Genomic DNA, 18,706 nt, shown 5'->3' on the forward strand with positions numbered 1-18,706 from the left:
GCGCCACAAGGCCCGAGCCGTCACCCATCCGCCCGTTCAACCGCTCTGAAGGGCCACACCCCGCCATGACGGACCACTACGCGACCTCATCGGTGTCCGCACCCCAGGATGTCCCGGACCTCCCTCCGGCGGCGTGGAACGCCACGGACCGTGCCGTCTCCCGCGCGCCGCTCGGCGAGCTCTTCGCCGTATGGGCGAGGCGCACCCCCGAGGCGCCGGCCCTGGTGGCGGACGACCGCGAGTGGTCCTTCGGCGAGGTCGAGCGCTGGGCGAACCGGCTGGCCCACCGCCTCATCGGGCAGGGCGTGGGGCCGGAGCGGGTGGTGGCCCTGGTCCTGCCCCGCTCGGCCGAACTGGTGGTGGCCGAGTTGGCGGTGGCGAAGGCCGGCGGCGCGTATCTCCCGATCGATCCGGCGCATCCCGAGGAGCGCCGCGCCATGATGCTGGCCGACGCCCGGCCGGTGGCCGTGCTCGACGACCCGGCGCGGATCCGGGAGGTGGCGGCCGGGGCGGGCCCCGATCACGCGCCCGGCCGGGGAGACCTGCTCGGCCCGCTGCTCCCCGAGCATCCCGCGTATGTCATCTACACCTCCGGCTCCACGGGTGTGCCCAAGGGCGTGCTGGTGCCGCATGCCGGTCTGGGGAACTTCTCGGCCGCGACGACGGCCCACTACCGGGTCCGGCCGGGCGACCGGGTGCTCCAGTTCTCCTCGCCGAGCTTCGACGCCTCCGTGCTGGAGCTGTGCTCCTCGCTGCTCGCCGGGGCGGCGCTGGTGGTGCCCCCGGAGGGGCCCCTGCTGGGCGCCGAGCTGGTCTCGGTGCTGCGGGAGAAGCGGGTGACCCATGCCCTGATCCCCCCGGCGGCGCTGGCGACCGTGCCCCCGGAGGAACTCCACGACGGGCTGCCCGACTTCCGCACCCTGATCGTGGGCGCGGAGGTCTGCCCCGCCGATCTGGTGGACCTGTGGGCGCCCGGGCGGCGGCTGGTCAACTCCTACGGCCCGACCGAGGCCACGGTCGTGGCCACCTGGACGGACGCCCTGTCGGCGGGCTCCGGCGCGCCGCCGATCGGCCGTCCGCTTCCCAACACCCGGGTGTTCGTGCTGGACGAGGCGGCGCGGCAGGTGCCGGTCGGCGCCACGGGAGAGCTCTGCGTCAGCGGGGCGGGCCTGGCCCGCGGCTATCTCGACCGGCCGGGGCTGACCGCCGAGCGGTTCACCGCCTGCCCCTTCGGCCCGCCCGGCTCCCGGATGTACCGCACCGGGGACCTGGTCCGCTGGAACGCCGAAGGTGAACTGGAATTCCTCGGCCGGGCCGACCACCAGGTCAAGCTGCGCGGCTTCCGCATCGAACTGGGCGAGGTGGAGGCCGCGTTGGCCCGCCACCCCCGGGTGGGCACGGCCGTGGTCACCGTACGGGAGGACGAGCCCGGTCAGAAGCGGCTGGTCGCCTATGTGGTGCCGCCCAGCGGCGGGACCCCGCCGAAGGCCGCGGAGGTGCGTGCCGCGGCGGCCCGGGTGCTGCCGGCGCATATGGTGCCGTCCGCCTATGTGGTGCTGGACTCCTTTCCCCTCACCCCGCACCGCAAGATCGACCGGCAGGCGCTGCCCGCCCCGCGCTCCGCGCCGGGCGGCGACTGGCGCCATATCGCCCCGCGCACCCCGGCCGAGGAGGCCCTGGCCCGTATCTGGTCCGAGGTGCTGCCGGTGGACACGGTGGGCGTGGAGGACGACTTCCTGGGCCTGGGCGGCGACTCCATCCTCGGTGTGCGGCTGCTCACCCGCGTCCGGGCCGAACTGGGCGTGGAGCTCTCGCTGCGCGACCTGCTCGACGCCAGGACGGTGGCCCGGCTGGCCGGCCGGCTGCCCGCCGGGGCCGCCGACGGGCCCGTGGCGCCCGAGGCGCCGATCCCGCCCGCGCCGCGCGACCGTCCGCTGCCGCTGTCCTCCGCCCAGCGGCGGCTGTGGTTCCTGGACGATCTGACCTCCGGCGGCACCGAGTACAACACCGGGGCCGGGCTGCGGCTCGACGGCCCGCTGGACGCGGCGGCGCTGCGCCGGGCGCTGGACCGGCTCGCCGCCCGCCATGACGCCCTGCGCACCACCTTCGCCACCGTGGACGGGCACGGGGTGCAGCAGGTGGCCGCGCACGGGACCGTACCGCTGGACCGGGTCGACCTCGGCGGGCATCCGCCGCGGGAGCGCGCCGAGGCGCTCGAGCACACCCTGACCGGCGAGCTGAACCGCCCCTACGACCTGCGACAGGGCCCGCTGACCAGGGCGCTGCTGATCCGGCTCGCCGACGAGGAGCACATCCTGCTGCTGGCGCAGCATCACATCGTCACCGACGGCTGGTCGGTCGGGGTGCTGGTGCGCGAGCTGGCCGCGCTCTACGCCGCAGAGGCGTCCGGAACCGCCGCCGAACTCCCCGAACCCGCCCTCCAGTACCCGGACTTCGCGGTCTGGGAGCGTGGCCGTCCCGCCATCGCCCCGGACGACGCCGACCTGGAGTACTGGCGGGGCCGGCTGGCCGGGATGCAGACGCTGGAGCTGCCCACCGACCGCCCGCGCCCGCCGGTGCGCACCACGGCGGGCGAGGTGCACCGCCGTGAGCTGCCCGCCGAGCTGGTGGCAGGGCTGACCCGGCTCGGCAGAGAGCGGGACACCACGCTGTTCACCCTGCTCGCGTCCGCCGTCGCGGTGCTGTTCTCCCGCTACTCGGGCCAGCGGGACATCGCCTTCGGCACCGTCACCGCCGGACGCCACCGCGAGGAGCTGGAGTCGGTCGCCGGATTCTTCGTCAACACCCTGGTGCTGCGCGCCGATGTCGACGGGGACAGCACGGTCGAGCGGTTCCTGGACACGATGCGCGAGACGGTGCTGGACGCCTTCAGCCATGACCGGCTGCCGTTCGAGCGGGTCGTCGAGGAGCTGGCCCCGCGCCGCGACCCCAGCCGCAATCCGCTGGTGCAGGCGCTGGTGGTGCAGCAGAGCGCCATGGTGCCCGCCCAGGAGGCGGCGGGTGTGCGGATCACCGAGCACTCCCTGCCGCGCCCGGCCGCGCGGTTCGATCTGGTGCTGGAGTTCCTGCCCCGCGACGACGGTTCGCTGGGGCTGACCGTCGAGTTCAACTCCGATCTGTTCGACGTGGCCACCATCGAGCGGATGGCCGGGCATCTGCACCGGCTGCTGACCGCCATGGTGGCCGATCCGGGCGCCACCCTGGTCTGCTTGCGGATGCTGGCCGACGCCGAGTGGCATGCGATGCTCGACGCCTGGAACGGGCCGGAGCAGACCCCCATCGAGGCCACCCTGCCCGATCTCTTCGCCGCCCAGGTGGCACGGCGACCGGCCGCCACCGCCGTGACCTGCCAGGACACCGACCTCTCCTACGACGAGGTGAACCGGCGCGCCAACCGGCTGGCGCGGCTGCTCATCGCCCGTGGCGCCGGTCCCGAGCGGCTGGTGGCCCTCGCCCTGCCCCGCTCGGCCGAGCTGGTCGTCGTCCTGCTGGCGGTGCTCAAGTCGGGCGCCGGATATCTGCCGGTGGACCCGGGTTATCCGGCCGAGCGCATCGCGTTCATGCTGGAGGACGCCGCGCCCTCGACCATCCTCACCACCACCGGAACGGCCGGCTGCCTGCCCGCGGACGCCGAACCGCTGGTGCTGGACGCCCCGGCGGTCCGCGCCGAACTGGACGGGCTCGCGGACGGCGACATCACCGACGGGGAGCGGATCCGTCCGCTGGACCCGGCCCATCCCGCGTATGTCATCTACACCTCCGGATCGACCGGCCGGCCCAAGGGCGTGGTGGCCACCCACCGCGGCGTGGCGGGGCTCGCGGCCTGGGCCGAGGCGGAGCTGGGCCGTGAGCGGCTGACCGATGTGGTCGCCTCGACCTCGCTCAACTTCGATGTGTCGGTCTTCGAGATCCTCTGCCCGCTGCTGGCCGGCGGCAGCGTGGAGGTGGTGCGGGATCTGCTCGCCCTCACCGATCCGGACGGGCGGCCGCGGGCGCAGGGGCTGCTCAGCGGGGTGCCCTCGGTGTTCTCCCGGCTTCTGGGCGAGGATCCCCCGGCGGTCCGGGCCCGGACGGTCGTACTGGCGGGCGAGGCGCTGCCCGCCCAGACCGTACGGGAGGTCCGGGAGGCCATGCCGTCCTGCCGGATCGCCAATCTGTACGGGCCGACCGAGGCCACGGTGTACGCCACCGCCTGGTTCTGCGACGGGCAGGCGCCGTCGCAGGCCCCGCCGATCGGCCGCCCGGTCGCGGGCACCCGCGCCTATGTCCTGGACCCGACGCTCCGGCTGGTGCCGCCCGGGGTGACCGGTGAGCTGTATCTGGGCGGGCAGGGCCTGGCCCGGGGCTATCTGCGGCGGCCCGGGCTGACCGCCCACCGCTTTCTCGCGGACCCCTTCGGGCGGCCCGGCAGCCGGATGTACCGCACCGGTGACCTGGTCCGATGGAATAGCGACGGCCGGCTGGAGTACCTGGGCCGGACCGATGACCAGGTGAAGATCCGCGGCTTCCGGATCGAGCTGGGCGAGGTGGAGACGGCGCTGCTGCGCCACCCCGACATCGCCGAGGCCGCCGCCGTCGCGAGGGAGGCGGACGGTCATACGCGGCTGATCGCGTATGTGGTGGCCGCCGCGGGCGCCGTACCGGACCCGGCGGGGCTGCGGCGCCTCCTGCGGCGTTCGCTGCCCGACTACATGGTGCCCGCCTCGGTCGTCGTCCTGGAGCGGATGCCCCTGAGCCCCAACGGCAAGCTGGACCGCGGCCGGCTCCCCGAACCCGACTGGGCCGAGGCCGCGGCACCGGGCTATGTGGCGCCCCGCACCGCCACCGAGCGGACCCTGGCGGCGGTCTGGGCCCGGGTCCTGCGGGTGGAGCGCGTGGGCGTGGAGGACAACTTCTTCTCCCTCGGCGGCGATTCGATCCTCAGCATCCAACTGGTCTCCCAGGCACGGCAGGTCGGGCTCGCCGTCACCTCGCGCGATGTCTACCGCCACCAGACGGTCGCCGCGCTGGCCCTGCATCTGGACACCACCACGGCCCCGGCCGGGCCGCCCGGCTCCGACGGGGACCAGACGGCCACCGGGGAGCTGCCGCTGACCCCCATTCAGCACTGGCTGTTCACCACCGACCCCGAGCGGGCCGGCCACTTCAACCAGACCATCTCCCTGGTGCTGCCCGAGGACCTGGACGAGGACGCGCTGCGGCACGCCGTGGACGCGCTGGTGGCACACCATGACGCGCTGCGCTCCCGGTTCCACCGCCGGGACGACGGCTGGCACCAGCGGATCGAGGACGCGGCGGCCGTCCGCGTACCGCTGACCACCACCGGCGGCGCGCATCTGGGCCGCTTCGACCTGGCCGGGGAACCGCTGCTGCGCGCGGTGCTCGACCGGGACGCCGGGCCGCGTCCGGTCCTCCATCTCACCGTTCACCACGCGGTGGTGGACGGGGTGTCCTGGCGGGTCCTCCTGGAGGATCTCGACAGCGCCTACCGGCGGGCGGCCCGGGACGAGGGGGCCGGGCTGCCCGCGAAGTCCTCCCCGCTGCGCCGCTGGGCGCTGCGGCTCACCGCCCATGCGGCCGAGGGCGGGTTCGCCGACGAGGAGGCGTACTGGACCGGCCTGGCCGGGGCCTGCGACGCCTCGCTGCCGGTGGACCTCCAGGGGCCGAACACCTATGCCTCGGCCCGGTCGGTCACCGTCCGGCTCGGCCCGGAGGAGACCGCCGCACTGCTCCAGACACTGCCCGAGGTCTACCGGACGCAGGTCAACGATGTGCTGCTGAGCGCGCTGGCCCGGGTACTGCGCCTTTGGACCGGGCGCGCCCGGGTGCCGGTGGACGTGGAGGGCCACGGCCGCGAGGAGCTCTTCGCGGACCTGGATCTGTCCCGTACGGTCGGCTGGTTCACCACCCGCTTCCCGGTGGCGCTCGACCTCCCGGAGGGCGGCTGGGGCGAGGTCCTCAAGTCCGTCAAGGAGCAGATGCGGGCCGTGCCACGGCGTGGTCTGGGCTACGGGGTGCGGCGCCATCTGCTCGATGGCCAGGGCCTTCCCGACGGACCCACCGCCGGGATCAGCTTCAACTACCTCGGCCGGTTCGAGGCGCCGGGCGGTGGCGACGGGCTCTTCCGGGGTCTCCACCGGGAACTGGCCCTGGACGCCGACCCGGCCTCGCCGCGCCCGCATCCGCTGGAGGTGGTGGGCCGGGTCGAGGGGGACGACCTGGAGTTCACCTGGTTCTACTCGGGGAATCTGCACCGGGAGGAGACGGTCGCCCGGCTCGCCGAGGAGTTCCGCGCGGCGCTGTGCGAGATCGCCCGGCACGGCAGCGCGCCCGGCGCGGGCGGCCGCACCCCGTCCGACTTCCCGCTCGCCACCCTCGACCAGGTGGCCGTGGACCGGCTGGCGGGGAACGGCGGCACGGTGGAGGACATCTACCCGCTCACCCCCACCCAGGCGGGCATGCTGTTCCACAGCCTGGCCCAGGACGACCGGCGCGCCTATTTCCAGCAGTTGAGCTTCGTCCTCGACGGGGTGCCCGATCCGGCGGCGCTGGCCGCGGCCTGGCAGCGGGTCGCCGACCGTACGCAGGTGTTGCGCGCCCGCGTGGTGTGGGAAGGGGTGCCGGAGCCGGTCCAGGTGGTGGAGCGCGGGGTGCGGATCCCGGTCACCCTGCTCGACTGGCGTCATCTGTCCGGGCCGGACGAGCGCCGGGAGGAGCTGCGCAGGTTCCTCGCCGAGGACCGGGAGCGCGGTCTCGACCTGGCCGCCGCCCCGCTGACGCGGCTGGCGCTGGCCCGGCTGTCGGCCACCGAGGTCCAGGTGGTGTGGACGTTCCACCATCTGATCCTGGACGGCTGGAGCCTCTTCCAGGTGCTCTCGGATGTCTTCCACTGCCATGCGCGGGCACGTGACGGGGCATCCGGCGCGGCTCTGGCCACCGGTCTGCCCGGCCGCCGTCCGTTCGGCGACTATGTGGCGTGGCTGCGGGAGCGCGACGGGGCCCCGGCCGAGGAGCACTGGCGGGCCCGGCTCGGCGACCTCACGGAGTCCACCCCGCTGCCGTACGACCGGGAGCCCACCGAGAGCCATCACGCCGAGTCCACCGAGGACATCCGGCTCACCCTGCCCGCCGCCACCACCGGCCGGCTTCAGGAGCTGGCCCGGGGCGAGGGGCTCACCCTGAACACCGTGGTGCAGGGCGCCTGGGCGCTGCTGCTGGCCCGGCAGTCCGGGCGCGAGGACGTCGTCTTCGGGACCACGGTGTCCGGGCGGCCGCCGGAGCTGCCGGGCGTGGAGACGATGAACGGGCTGTTCATCACCACCGTGCCGACCCGCCTCACGGTGCCGGCCGGCTCCACCCTGCTGTCCTGGCTGAGCGCGGTGCAGGCCGGGCAGACCGAGGACCGGCGGTTCGACTTCGTACCGCTCACCCGGCTGCGGTCCTGGACCGGTCTGCCCGAGCGGGTGAACCTCTTCGACTCCATCGTGGTCTTCGAGAACTATCCGCTCGGCGACGACCTCGCCGCCGCCCACGGCCTGGCCCTGCGCGAGCTGGAGGGCGTGGAGACCACCAACTATCCGCTGTCGCTGGTGGTCTACCCCGGCGCTGAGCTGACGCTGCGGCTCGGCTATGACCCGGCGCTGTTCGATACGACCACCGCCCGGCGGCTGGCGGAGTATCTGACGGTGCTGCTGACGGCTATGGCCGACGGCCCGGACCGGGCGCCCGCACGCCTTCCGATGCTCACCTCGGTGCGGCGCCACCAGGTGCTCCGGGAGTGGAACGACACCGCGGTCCCGCTGCCCGAATCCACGGTGGCCGGGCTCTTCGCCGACCGGGTGCGGAGTGCGCCGGACGCGACGGCCCTGGACGGCGCGGCGGGCCCGGTGAGCTACCGGGAGCTGGACGCCCGCGCCAACCGGCTGGCCCACCGGCTGATCGGCCACGGCGTCGGCCCGGAGCGTCCGGTCGCCGTCCTGATGGACCGGTCGGTGGAGCTGGTGGTGGCGCTGCTGGCGGTCGTCAAGGCGGGCGGGGTGTACGTACCGCTGGACACCCGGGCCCCCGAGGACCGGCTGCGGAGCGTGCTGGCGGAGGCCGGCGCCGAGCTGCTGCTGACCGACCGCGCCTGGGAGCGCACGGCGGCGGACATCGCGGACGCCGGCCGGGTCCTGGCCGTGGAGTCCGGCGACGGCGACGACGGCCCGTCCGAGCCGCCGAGCGTGGTGCTCTCCCCCGACAACGCCCTGTATCTGATGTTCACTTCGGGCTCCACCGGGCGGCCCAAGGGAGTGGCGGTGCGCCACCGCGATGTGACCGCCCTCGTCGCGGACCGCGCCTTCGCGGGCCACGACCGGGTGCTGGTGCACTCGCCCCAGGCGTTCGACGCCTCGACATACGAGCTGTGGGTGCCGCTGCTGCGCGGCGGCCGGGCCGTGCTGGCGCCCGCCGGGGACGTGGACGCGGACACCGTGCGCCGGGCGATCGCGGAGCACGGGGTGAGCTGTCTGTGGCTGACCGCCGGGCTGTTCCGGCTGGTGGCGCAGGAGGCGCCGGAGGCGCTGCGCGGCGCCCGGGAGGTGTGGACCGGCGGTGAGGCGGTGCCCCCCGGGGCGGTGCGCCGGGTGCTCGCGGCCTGCCCGGAGCTGACCGTGATGGACGGCTACGGGCCCACCGAGACCACGACCTTCGCCACCCGGCGCCCGTTCCGCGCCGGGGAGGCGCTGCCGCGCTCGCTGCCCATCGGACGGCCGCTGGACAACACCCGGGCGTACGTCCTCGACGGCGCCCTTCAGCCGCAACCCCCGGGAATTCCCGGGGAGTTGTACATCGCGGGCGCCGGGGTGGCCCGCGGCTACCACTGCCGTCCCGGCGCCACCGCCGAGCGGTATGTGGCCGATCCGTTCGGGCCGCCCGGCTCCCGGATGTACCGCACCGGGGACATCGTGGCCTGGACCGACGACGGTGAACTGCGCTTCCAGGGCCGCGCCGACGACCAGCTCAAGGTCCGGGGCTTCCGCATCGAGCCGGGGGAGATCGAGGCCGCGCTGGCCCGCCACGAGGCCCTGGCGCAGGCGGTCGTCGCGCTCGCCCGCGTGGGCGACCGCACGCTGCTGACCGGCTATGCGGTGCCGGTCCACGGGGCCGAGGTGCCGGGCGCCGGGGAGCTGCGCGCCTTCCTGGGCGGCCTGCTGCCCGACTACATGGTGCCCTCGGCCTTCGTCACGCTTGACGCGCTGCCGCTGACCCGCAACGGCAAGGTGGACCGCCGCAAGCTGCCCTCGCCCGACCCGGACGCGGCCGGAACGGCGGGATATGTGGTGCCCCGTACGGACACCGAGCGGACCCTCGCCGAGATCTGGGGCACGCTGCTGGGCCGGGAGCGGGTCGGCGCCGAGGACAACTTCTTCCATCTGGGCGGGGATTCGATCCTCAGCATCCAGGTGGCCTCCCGCGCCCGGCAGGCGGGGCTGGCCCTCACCCCCCGGGAGCTGTTCCGGCACCCCACTATCGCCTCCCTCGCCACCGTCACCACCCCGACCGCGGCGCCCGCAGCCGACACCGGGCCGGTGACCGGCGAGGTGCCGCTCACCCCCATCCAGCACTGGTTCTTCGGGATGCGGACGGCCCGGCCCGGCCACTTCAACCAGTCCGTGGTCGTCGAACTCCAGCGGGATCCGGACCTCCCCGCGCTGCGCGCGGCGCTCGACGCGCTGCTGGTCCACCATGACGCGCTGCGCATGCGGTTCGAGCCCGGGGCCGATGGAAGCCCCCGGCAGTACTGCCCGCCGCCGGAGACGACGAGCCCCGCGCTCCTACGGGAGGTCGACCTGTCGGGGCTCGGGCCGGAGCGGCGGGCCGCCGAGGACGCGGCGATGGCGGAGGCACAGGCCGGATTCGACCTGGCACGGGGACCGCTGCTGGCCGCGCGGCTGTTCCAGCACGGAGACGGGCAGCGGCCGACGCTCTTCCTGACCGCCCACCACCTGGTGGTCGACGGCGTCTCCTGGCGGGTGCTGCTGGAGGATCTGAACACCGCGTACCAGCAACTGCTCTCGGGCGGGCGGGCCGACCTCGGCCCGCGCACCACCTCCGTGCGGGACTGGTCCCACAAGCTGACCGAGCACACCGCCACCGGCGGTTTCGACGCCGAACTCCCCCACTGGCGGGCGGTGACCGCGCAGTGCGCGGCCGCGCTGCCGGTGGACGGCGAGGGCGACAACACGGTGGGGTCCATGGCCCAGGTCACCGTCCGGCTGGACCGGGAGCGCACCGACGCGCTGCTGCGGCAGGTCCCCGAGGTCTACCGCACCCGCGTGGACGATGTGCTGCTCGCGGCGCTGGGCCGGGTGCTCGGCGACTGGACCGGACGGCGCCGGATCGCCGTGGACCTGGAGGGCCACGGCCGGGAGGAGCATCTGCTGGACGGGGTGGACCTGTCCCGCACCGTCGGCTGGTTCACCAGCCTGTATCCGGTCGCCCTGGACCTTGCAGAGGGTGGCTGGGGCGAGACGCTCAAGTCCGTCAAGGAGCAACTGCGAGCCGTTCCCTCGCACGGCGTCGGCTACGGCGCACTGCGCCATCTCGACCCCGCCTCGGGGCTCCGGGACGCGGCCGAGCCCGGCATCAGCTTCAACTACCTCGGGCAGTTCGACTGGTCGGCCACGGCCGAGGACACCGGGGACACCGGTCTCGTCCGCACCGTACGGGACGGTCTGGGCGGCGACGCCGCGCCCGACACGGTCCGGGCCCATCTGCTGGACGTCGTGGGCCGGGTGGAGCTCCGGTGCCTGGAGATCACCTGGTACTACGGCTCCGGCACGCACTCCGAGGAGACGGTGGCCGGGCTGGCGCGGGGGATGCTGCGCGCGCTGGAGGAGATCATCGGCCACTGCGCCGACCCCGCGGCGGGCGGCCGGACCCCGTCCGACTTCCCGCTGGCCCGGCTGGACCAGGCCGCGGTGGACCGGATCGCCGCCGACGGCCGGGCGGTGGAGGACATCTATCCGCTGACCCCGACGCAGGCCGGGATGCTGTTCCACGGGCTGCTGGATCCGGCATCGGACACCTATGTCAACCAGGTCCAGTTGACACTGACCGGGGCGCGCGATCCGCAGGCGCTGGGCACGGCGTGGCGGCACACGGTGGACGCCAATCCGATTCTGCGCACCCATCTGGTGTGGGCGGAGACCCCGGAGCCGTTGCAGGTCGTGACGCGCGGCGCGGCGCTCCGCATCGTCCACCACGACTGGACGGAGCGGCCGGAGGAGTGGCGCGAGGCCGAGCTGCTCCGCATGCTCGCCGAGGACCGGGCCGAGGGGATCGATCTGGCCACGGCGCCGCTGATGCGGCTGGTGCTGATCCGGCTGTCGGCCGACGAGGTCCGGATCGTCTGGACCTTCCACCATGTGCTGCTCGACGGCTGGAGCGCGGCACAGGTCTTCGACGAGGTCTGCGAGCGGTATGCGGCGCTCACCTCGGGCCGGGCGCCCGTGGTACCCGCCCGCCGGCCGTTCAGCGAGTATCTGGGCTGGCTCGGCGAGCAGGACCGGGCGGAGGCCGAGCGGTACTGGCGTACGGCGCTCGCGGGATTCGCCTCGCCCACCGAACTGCCGCGCGACCGGCCCGCGTCGGAGGCGCACCGCACCGCCTCGTCGGGCTCGCACCGGGTCACCCTGGGCGCCGAGGAGTCCGCCCTGCTCCGTAGCACGGCGCAGCGGGGCGGGCTGACCATGAACACGGTGGTGCAGGGGGCCTGGGCGCTGCTGCTGTCCCGGTACAGCGGGGCCGAGGACCTGTGCTTCGGCACCACCGTCTCGGGACGGCCGGCCGCGCTGCCGGGGGTCGAGTCCATGGTCGGGGTGTTCATCAACACCATCCCCACCCGGGTCCGGGTGGCGGGGCGGAGCAGGCTGCTGGACTGGCTGCGGGAGCTCCAGTCGGCGCAGTCGGAGGCCCGGCTCTTCGAGTCGGTGTCGCTGGCCCAGTTGGGAAGCTGGAGCGAGGTGCCCGGCGGGGTGAGCCTCTTCGACTCCATCGTGGTTTTCGAGAACTACCCGTTCGACAGCGAGGCCATCACGGCCCACGGCCTGGGCATCCGGCAGGAGCGGGATGTGGAGCCCACCAACTTCGCGCTCAGCGTCGTGGTGGCGCCCGAGGAGCGGCTGTCGATCTCACTGGACTACGACCCCGCCGCCTTCGACGCCCCGACGATCGAGCGGCTGGGCAGGTGTCTGCGCACGCTGCTGGAGGAGATGGCGGCCGATCCCGAGCGCCAACTGGACGATCTGCCGATGATCGGCGAGGGCGAGACGCGCGGGATCCTCGACCGCTTCAGCGGCCCGGTCGCCGCCGCACCGCACGCGGTGCTGCCCGCGCTCTTCGAGGCGCAGGCGGCCCGTACCCCGGACGCGGTGGCGGTGATGGGCGACGGCGGACGGCTGACCTACCGGGAGCTGAACGAGCGCGCCAACCGGCTCGCCCGGCTGCTGATCGCCTCGGGCGCCGGACCGGAACGGTTCGTGGCGCTCGCGCTGCCGCGCACCCCGGAGCTGGTGGTGGCCGTGCTGGCGGTGCTCAAGAGCGGGGCGGCCTATCTTCCGGTCGACCCGGCGTATCCGGCGGAGCGGATCGCCTTCATGCTCGGCGACATCGCCCCGGACACGGTGGTGACCAACGGGGACGTGGCGGACCGGATCCCCGCCGGGGCGGGCGGCCGGATCCTGCTGGACGACCCGGAGTTCGACCGGCGGCTGGCCGAGCTGCCCGCGCAGGACATCTGCGACGCCGAGCGGCGCCGCCCGCTGGACCCCGGCCATCCGGCGTACGCCATCCACACCTCGGGGTCGACCGGTACGCCCAAGGGCGTCGTGGTCGCCCATGAGAGCGTGGCCGCGCTGGCCGCGTGGGCGCGGGAGGAGTTCGGCGCCCAGGGGCTCTCCCATGTGGTGGCCTCGACCTCCCTCAACTTCGATGTGTCGGTCTTCGAGATCCTCTGCCCGCTGCTGGCCGGCGGCGCCGTCGAGATCGTGCGCGATCTGCTCACCCTGGCCGAGCGGACGGAAGCCTGGACGGCGAGCCTGATCAGCGCCGTGCCCTCGGCGCTCGGGCAGGTGCTCGGCAAGGGGTCGGTCTCGGTGACGGCCGACACCGTGGTGCTGGCGGGCGAGGGGCTCGCCGCCCGCACCGTCCAGGAGGTCCGGGCGGCCATTCCCGGCTGCCGGGTGGCGAACATCTACGGGCCCACCGAGGCCACCGTCTACGCCACCGCCTGGACCTGCGACCCCGCCGATCCCGACCGCACGCCGCCCATCGGCGCGCCGGTCGCCGCCACCCGGGCGTACGCCCTGGACGCGCGGTTGCGGCCGGTGCCGGTCGGTGTGCCGGGCGAGCTGTATCTGGCGGGGCCGGGCCTGGCCCGGGGGTACTTCGGCCGGCCGGGGCTGACCGCGCAGCGGTTCACGGCCGATCCGTTCGGCCCCGCGGGCGGCCGGATGTACCGCACCGGCGACCTGGTCCGCTGGGACGAGCGGGGGCAACTGGAGTACCTCGGCAGAACGGACGACCAGGTCAAGGTGCGTGGCTTCCGTATCGAACTGGGCGAGGTCGAGGCCGCGCTGGCGCGCCACCCCGATGTCGCCGAGGCGGCCGCGGCCGTCGTCGACACCGGCGGTCACAAGCGGCTGGCGGGCTATGTGGTCCAGGTCCCCGGCGCCCCGCCGGTCGACTCCGCCGCGATCCGCGCCTTCCTCACCACGAGCCTGCCGGACCATATGGTCCCCTCGGCCATCGTCGTCCTGGACCGGCTGCCGCTGGGGTCGAGCGGCAAGCTGGACCGGCGGGCGCTGCCCGCCCCCGTCTGGGCGGCGCGCGCCACCGGCCATGTGGAGCCGCGCACGGAGACCGAGAAGGCCCTGGCCGCCATCTGGGCGGAGGTCCTCGGGGTGGAGCGGATCGGCGTGGAGGACAACTACTTCACCCTCGGCGGCGATTCCATCCTCAGCATCCAGATCGTCTCCGCCGCCCGGCGGGCCGGTATCGAGCTGACCCCGCGCCATCTCTTCGTCCACCAGACCGTGGCGGACCTGGCCACGGCCGCGCGGGAGGCCCCGGCCACGGTGACCGCCCATGAGCAGGACCCGGTCGTCGGGGAGGTGCCGCTGACCCCGATCCAGCACTGGCTCTTCGAGCAACTGCCCAGCACGGCTGGGCACTTCACCCAGTCGGTGTCGGCCGAGCTGACCGCGCCGGTGGACGAGAGCGCGCTGCGGGCCGCCCTGTCCACGGTGGTGACCCACCATGACGCCCTGCGGCTGCGGTTCGAGCGGACCGAGGACGGCGCCGTACGCCAGCACAACGCCCCGCCGGAGGACCAGCCGGTGCTGGACCTCCACGATCTGTCCTCCGTGCCGCCGGGGCGGCGGGACGCGGTGATGCGGGAGACCGCCGGGCGGATCCGGGCCGGGTTCGACCTGGCCCGGGGGCCACTGCTGCACGCGGCGCTCTTCACCCGGGGCGCGGGCGAACGGCCCGTGCTGCTGCTGACGGCACACCATCTGGTGGTCGACGCCGTCTCCTGGCGCATCGTGCTGGAGGACCTGGACACCGCCTACCGGCAGCTCGCCGCGGGCAGGGAGGTGGAACCGGGAGCCAAGACCACGTCGTTCCGCACCTGGGCGCGGCGCCTGAGCGAGCACACCGCCGCCGGGGGCTTCGACGCGGAGCGCGACCACTGGGCGGCCACCGACGGCTGCACCGACCTGCCCACGGACGGCGAAGGCCCGGGCACCGCGGCCTTCGAGGAGGAGGTGACCGTCCGGCTCGGCGCCGAGGAGACCCGTCTGCTGCTTCAGGAGGTGCCGGGCGCGTACCGGACCCGGGTCAACGACGTCCTGCTCTGCGCCCTGGGCCGGGTGCTGGCCCGCTGGACCGGCCGGGACCGGGTGGCGGTGGCCCTGGAGGGGCACGGCCGGGAGGAAATCTTCGAAGGCGTCGATCTGTCCCGTACGGTCGGCTGGTTCACCAGCATGTACCCCGTCGCGCTGGAGACACCCGCCGGCTGGGGGCTGGAGCGGACGCTGAAGGCCGTCAAGGAGCGGCTGCGCGCGATCCCCGGAAACGGCCTGGGCTACGGCGCGCTGCGCCATCTGTCCGGCGCCGCCGCGTCCGGCCTCCCCGCCACCCCGAAGATCAGCTTCAACTACCTCGGGCAGCAGGACTGGGAGCCGCCCGCGGCCGATGGTCTGCTGCACGCCCTGACCGGTGGGCTGGAGGGCGGTATGAGCCCCGAGGCGGACCGGCCGCATCTTCTCGATGTGATCGGCCGGGTGGCGGACCGCCGGCTCGAACTCAACTGGTCCTACTCCCGGTCGCTGCACCGGCGCGCCACGGTGCGCCGGCTCGCCGAGGAGATGGTGGAGGAGCTGCGGGCGATCGTGCGGCTGTGCACCCGCCCCGACGCGGGCGGGCGGACGCCCTCGGACTTCCCGCTGGCCGCGCTGGACCAGGCGACCGTCGACCGGCTGGCGGGCGACGGCCGGGACGTGGCCGATATCCATCCGCTGACCCCGACCCAGTCCGGGCTGCTCTTCCACGCGCTGGCCCAGCGGGACCAAGGGCTCTATGTGGAGCAGGCGACCTTCGTCCTGGACGGAGTCGCCGACTGCGGGGTGCTGGCCGCCGCCTGGCAGCATGTCGTGGACCGCACCCCGGTGCTGCGCGGCGAGGTGGTGGTGCACGATGTGGCCGAGCCGCTGATGGTCGTGCGCCGGACCGCGGTCGTACCGGTCGAGGAGCTGGACTGGACCGGCCGCACGGAGGACGAGCGCACGGCCGCGCTGGAGCGGCTGCTGGAGCAGGACCGCGCCCGCGGGATCGATCTCACCGCGGCCCCGCTGCTCCGCGTCACCCTGGCCCGGCTCTCGCCCGGTGAGGTGCGGGTGCTGTGGACCTTCCACCATGTGCTGCTGGACGGTTGGAGCGTCTTCCAGGTGCTCGGCGATGTCTTCGCCGCGCATGCTGCCCTGGCCGCCGGTGAGCAGCCGAGACTGCCGGCCCGCAGGCCGTTCGCGGACTATGTCGGCTGGCTCGGCCGTCAGGACCACACACGCGCCGAGGCGCACTGGCGGCAGGCCCTGGAGGGATTCACCGCTCCCACTCCCCTCCCCTATGACCGCAGGCCGACGCCGGAGATCGCGACCCGGTCCTCGCACTGGCTGTCCCACCGGCTCGGTGAGCAGGAGACCGCCGCCCTCCAGGACTTCGCCCGGCGGCACCGGCTCACCATGAATACGATCGTCCAGGGCGCTTGGGCATTGCTCGTATCCCGCTTGAGCGGCGAGTCGGATGTCTGCTTCGGGACGACGGTCTCCGGGCGGCCTGCGGAGCTGCCCGGCGCGGACGACATCACCGGCATCTTCATCAACACCCTCCCGGTGCGGTGCGCCGTGGCGGGCGCCGCGGGGACCGCCGCCTGGCTGCGGGAGCTCCAGGCCGAGCAGGCGGACGCGCGCGGCTTCGGCCATGTGCCGCTGGCCGAGCTGCGGGGCTGGAGCGAACTCCCGGCCGGGATGGACCTCTTCGAGAGCCTGGTGGTGTTCGAGAACTACCCCATCAACAGCTCCGCCGCGGCCGAGCACGGGCTGCGGGTGCGCGATCTGAACGCCCTGGAGTCCACCAACTACGCGCTGACCGTGGTGGTCTCGCCCGGATCCGAACTGTCGGTGGAACTCGGCTACGATCCACGGCTGTTCGAGGAGGCCACAGCCGAGGCGCTGGCGGACCGGCTCACCCATCTCCTCGGCGCGCTGGCCGCGGCCCCCGACGAGCTGCCGCTGGACCAACTCGACGTCCTCCCGGCCGCCGAGCGCCACCGGCTCCTGGTGGACTGGAACGACACCGCCCGGCAGGTGCCCGAGGCGACGTGGGCCGAGCTGTTCGAGGCGGCGGCGGACCGCGCCCCGGGCGCGGTGGCGGTGGACTCCCTGCGGCTGCGGCTGACCTACGCGGAGCTGGACGGCCGGGCCAACCGCCTCGCCCACCACCTCATCGGGCAGGGCGTGGGCCCCGGGCGGATCGTCGCGCTGGTGCTGCCCCGGTCGGTGGAGTCCGTCGTCGCCCGGCTCGCGGTGGCCAAGGCCGGGGGCGCCTATCTGCCCATCGATCCCGACTACCCCGCCGAGCGCATCGAGTTGATGCTCAAGGACTCCGCCCCGCATCTCGTCATCGAGCGGGCCTCCGAGGTCCGGGCCCCGGACCGCCCGGCGCACCGCCCCACGGACGAGGACCGCCTCGGCGCCGTCCACCCGGATGACCCCGCCTACGTCATCTACACCTCCGGGTCCACCGGAACCCCCAAGGGAGTGGTCGTCACCCACCGCGGGATCGCCGGGTTCGCCGCCGCCGAGGCCGAGCACTTCCAGGTGCGGCCGGACGACCGCGTGCTCCAGTTCTCCTCGCCCGGCTTCGACGCCTCCGTCCTGGAGCTGTGCATGGCGCTGCCGTCCGGGGCTGCCCTGGTGGTGCCCGAGCCCGGCCCGCTGCTGGGCGGCCATCTCGCGGAGATCCTGCGGCGGCAGCGGATCACCCACACCCTCATCCCGCCCGCCGCGCTCGCGACACTGCCCGCCGGCACCGAACGGGAGCTGCCCGATCTGCGGACGCTGATCGTGGGAGGGGACGCCTGCGGCGCCGAACCGGCCGCCCGATGGGCGCCGTACCACCGCATGATCAACGCGTACGGGCCGACCGAGACCACCGTCGTGGCCACCTGGTCCGAGCCGCTCGACGCCGACGGGGCCCCGCCGCCGATCGGGCGGCCCATCCCCAACACCCGCGTCCATCTGCTCGACGCGCGGCTGCGCCCGGTGCCGGTGGGGGTGCCCGGCGAGCTGTGGGTCAGCGGTCCCTCGCTCGCCCGCGGCTATCTGGGCCGCGCCGGGCTGACCGCCTCCCGCTTCCTCGCCGACCCCTTCGGACCGCCCGGCTCCCGGATGTACCGCACCGGCGACCTCGCCCGCTACGACGCCCGGGGCCGCCTCCACCATCTGGGCCGCGTCGACCACCAGCTCAAGCTGCACGGTCATCGCATCGAGGCCGGTGAGGTGGAGACCGCCCTGTGCGGCCACCCCGCCGTCGCGGAGGCCGTGGTGACGGTGCGGGAGGACGAGCCCGGGGTGCGCCGGCTGGTGGCCCATCTGGTCCTCGCGCCCGGGGCCGCCGCCCCGGCCGACACCGAGCTGCGCACCCATCTGGGCCGCACGCTTCCGGGCCCGATGGTCCCGTCGGCGTTCGCCGTGCTGGACCGGCTGCCGCTCACCGAGAACGGCAAGACCGACCGCGCGGCGCTGCCCGCGCCCGGCCCCGGCACCACCGCCGCCACCGCACCGGCCGGCCATGTCGCCCCGCGCACCCCCACCGAGGAGGTCATCGCGGAGATCTGGTCGGAGGTGCTGGGGGTGGCGCCGGTCGGCGCGGAGGACGAGTTCTTCGCCCTGGGCGGTGACTCGGTCCGCAGCCTGCTGATCGCCTCCCGCGCCAAGGAGGCGTTCGCCGTCGATCTGACCCCGCGGGACATTCTGACCGCGCGCACCGTCTCCGCCCTCGCCGACCTGGTCGAGGAGCACATCCTGCGCGAACTCGAAGACGCCGCTTCCGGCGGCAGCGACCACGACGACCGGTGAGGAAG

General features: G+C 74.3%; 1 protein-coding gene. It reads left to right on the forward strand.

All coding sequences use genetic code 11. The features are described 5' to 3' along the window. Window positions 1–65 precede the first annotated feature (65 nt). Window positions 66–18,701 (forward strand): non-ribosomal peptide synthetase, encoded by an 18,636-nt coding sequence (locus ACK1X7_RS03670; protein WP_413114619.1) that lies wholly within the window; start codon window positions 66–68, stop codon window positions 18,699–18,701. Window positions 18,702–18,706: the final 5 nt, after the last annotated feature.

The organism is Streptomyces sp. CY-1, from assembly GCF_047218265.1.
Taxonomy (GTDB): Bacteria; Actinomycetota; Actinomycetes; order Streptomycetales; family Streptomycetaceae; genus Streptomyces; species Streptomyces niphimycinicus.

Excerpts from the sequence above, each read along its gene's own strand:
- ACK1X7_RS03670 (WP_413114619.1), top strand. The coding sequence starts at position 66 with ATGACGGACCACTACGCGACCTCATCGGTGTCCGCACCCCAGGATGTC.